Below are 3216 nucleotides of genomic sequence, written 5' to 3' on the forward strand. Positions count from 1 at the left end.
GTCCTGCACCGCATCCACCAGCAGGCGAAAGCGATCCGTTGTAATCTGTTCCGGGGTAGGAGCTGGCTTGGCGGACATGCCCGCCATGATAGCCACTTTGACCATCCCGGCCTGTCCGCCGTATTCGCGTGGGAGCGTCAGCCGCGCGCGGGTATGCCCAGCCCCTTGACGACCGCAGGGCGCGCCACAAACGCGTCGAGCACGCGCGTCACGTTGGGAAATTTCTGGATTTCCACCAGCTCACCGGCGCCATAAAACCCGATCAGGTTGCGCACCCAGCCGAAGGTGGCGATGTCGGCAATGGTGTAGTCGTCGCCCATGATCCAGCTGCGGCCTTCGAGCCGCTGATTCAGCACACCCAGCAGGCGGCTGGATTCGGCGACATAGCGGTCGCGCGGGCGCTTGTCTTCATAGTCCTTGCCGGCAAACTTGTGGAAAAAGCCGAGCTGGCCAARCATCGGGCCGATCCCGCCCATCTGGAACATCAGCCACTGGATGGTTTCGTAACGGGCCGCGGCATCCGCCGGCAGGAATTTCCCGGTTTTTTCGGCAAGGTAAATCAGGATGGCGCCGGACTCGAACAGACCGAGTGGTTTGCCGCCGGGCCCATTGGGGTCAAGGATGGCCGGGATCTTGTTGTTCGGGTTCAGCGACATAAAGGCCGGCGACGTCTGGTCGTTGCTGCCAAAGTCGACGAGGTGCGGCTCGTAGGGCAGGCCGCACTCTTCCAGCATGATCGATACCTTGACGCCATTGGGCGTGGGCAGCGAATACAGCTGGATGCGGTCAGGATGCTGGGCGGGCCATTTCCGGGTGATGGGGAAATCGGTCAGGGAGGTGGCGGTGGTTTGGGTCATGGGTCGAAATTCTGTTGTCAAAAGTGAAAATGCTGAAGGCGCAGCCCGCTAGTCCCGGCGGTCCGCGTGGGTATTCAGGCCCGCCAGCCGTGAAGACCGTGGCCGGCCCTTTACTTCACCGGTATCACCGTGCCCGCAGGCACCGGAACCGCTGTCACGCTGTTCTGCGGCGAACCTTCGATCACGCGGTCGGAATAGGTGAGGTAAACGAGGGTGTTGCGTTTGGTGTCCACCATGCGCACCACACGCAGCTTTTTGAAGACCAGCGAAATGCGTTCGCTGAACATTTCTTCCTGCTTCTCGATGGGTTTGCCTCCCGGGAAACTGATCACGCTGGTCTGCCGGCAGGCTATCGAGGCTTCGGCCTTGTCTTCGGCCACGCCGAATGCGCCCTTGATACCGCCCGTCTTGGCGCGCGAGACATAACAGGTGACGCCGCTCACCTTGGGGTCGTCATAGGCTTCCACCACGATCTTGTGGTCCGGTCCGATGAATTTGAAGACCGTGTCGACCGCGCCGATCTCTTCACCGCCGGCGCCTCCGCAGGCGGACAGAAGCAGCACCAGGCTGAGGGCGCAATAGGCGGGGCTGAATCGTTGCAGGGTGAGTGGGCGCATGAACATGTCCTTGGTGCTTGGTATGGGAATCGGAAGGGTGGCGGAAGGGCGTCAGGTAGCTACTGTACAAAGCCCGCCGCCAGGTGCCTGGGCTGCGCGGCCCTGTGTCAGGCTAGTATATTGGATAGCTATACATTTGATAGCTACTGGCGCGCGTCCCTATTGGGTTGTAGCCATTTCAGGTCTTCACCAGGTCAAAATGCCCGCTCGCGAGGCATTCCCCGTTGACCATGATGTCCACCGCATGCCGCCCGGCATGGTGCACGCGGGTGGTGAAGTCGCGCACGACCTGGCTGCGTGACAGCTGCACGCTTTCGCCGGCGGCCAGCGTCAACTCCTTGAGTTTGAATACCTTGGCCGAGCTGCTGCCCGATTTCTTGACGTAGTGCACCGCGTAGTCCACCACCAGCCGCTGACTTTGGCGCGAGGTGGATTGCAGCGTGAACGACAGTGCCATCCGCTCGCCCAGGGTGAGTTTCTTGGGGGTGATGGACAAACCGGTGATGCCGACGTCCGCCTTTTTACCGGCGCCGATCACACCCAGCGCCTGCCTGTCGCCCTGCTTGATCAGTGTGCGCAGCGCGTGCCGGGCAATCCACGCAGTGTGCGGGTTGTCTAGTGGCCAGCTCTTCAGGCGCTCCAGCACCCAGTCGGGGTGCAGCTTGGTGACGTCGTTGAGGTGGTTGGCCACCGACTTGCGTACGTAGAGGCTGCTGTCGGCCTTGAGCGCATCCAGGATGGGTGCGGCAAGGTCCGGATCGGCCATCAGCGCATCCAGCCTGAAAGACCAGGGCAGGCGAGGGCGGCTRCCTTCGCTGGCCAGGCGCCGCACGTGCTCGCTTTCGTCCCTGGCCCAGGTCTTCATCACGGCCAGCGTGCGCGCAGGATCCTGGCGGACGAATTCGCGGATCGCGAACTCCGAGGTCCCGAAGGCGGTGAAAAACTTCAGCGCCTCCATGGAGGTGTCGAAATCATCGCGCCCATACAGGCCCACATAGTCAGGCAGCACCAGGGTGACAAAGCCGCTGTTGATGCGCGGGGCCAGCTTGCGCAGGATGGCAATGGTTTTCGGGTAGTCGTCGGGCAGCGTGGCGTGCAGGCATTCGCTGGTGCGGCGCAGGCGCTGCATCAGCGAAAGGTCGTCCAGGCCGGGCAGCGCGAGCGAGAGAAACTTTTTGCTGTCAAAACGTGGGTAGACCACGGCGGTTTCTGCCGCGATGTGGCGATAGCGCGCCTTGTCGAAGATGTTTTTCAGGGCGGGCGCGGCTTCGGTGGACATGGCGCGAATTCTCCCATGCTGCTTTGGCAGCGAGCGCCATGATCTGTCCTATATAAAAGATTGCCCGCGCCAGTGGGTCAGTTGTCCTGCAGACGGTGTAGCTGTCGGCGCAGGTTGTCCAGTTCGTCCATCAGTTCCAGTGCCAGCGCCGCACCGGCTGGGTTAACCCCCAGGTCGCGCTGCAGGCGCACGGCCACGGTGGCGCGGTGCAAGTGCACGCCGGTGAAGCGCCAAACCTCAGGAGCCTCTCCCATCGGCGCCAGCACGCCTTCGTGTACCAGGTCCACGATGAGCTCCGACTGCGCGGCACAGGCCCGGCAGAGATCGTCAAGGGTGAGTTCATCCTGGTCTTCCAGGATGAAGCCGGCGAGGTAGCGGGTGGGGGTGTTCATGCCTTGGCTCCCGAGGTTTGCAGGGCGGCGCGCGGCCTGAAGGCCTTGAATGCCGCCGCCATGTCTTCGTA

4 protein-coding genes are annotated in these 3216 nt (G+C 62.5%); all 4 read right to left on the reverse strand.

The features are described from left to right. Positions 1-137: 137 nt before the first annotated feature. Positions 138-857 (reverse strand): glutathione binding-like protein, encoded by a 720-nt coding sequence (locus tag AC1DWI_RS17520; protein WP_477725313.1) that lies wholly within the window; start codon positions 855-857, stop codon positions 138-140. 110 nt (positions 858-967) lie between these two features. Further along, entirely contained in the window at positions 968-1474 is a 507-nt protein-coding gene (locus AC1DWI_RS17525) for a CreA family protein (protein WP_477669147.1), read from the reverse strand. A 178-nt stretch (positions 1475-1652) separates the two neighbouring features. Then, a complete protein-coding gene (locus AC1DWI_RS17530) occupies positions 1653-2753 on the reverse strand; it encodes a DNA alkylation repair protein (RefSeq protein WP_477669148.1) in 1101 nt (366 codons plus the stop codon). A gap of 77 nt (positions 2754-2830) precedes the next feature. Further along, positions 2831-3145, reverse strand: a complete 315-nt coding sequence (locus AC1DWI_RS17535; RefSeq protein WP_477669149.1) for a chaperone modulator CbpM — start codon at positions 3143-3145, stop codon at positions 2831-2833. Between the last annotated feature and the right edge of the window lie 71 nt (positions 3146-3216).

It is taken from the genome of Polaromonas sp. P3_C2, from assembly GCF_056402675.1.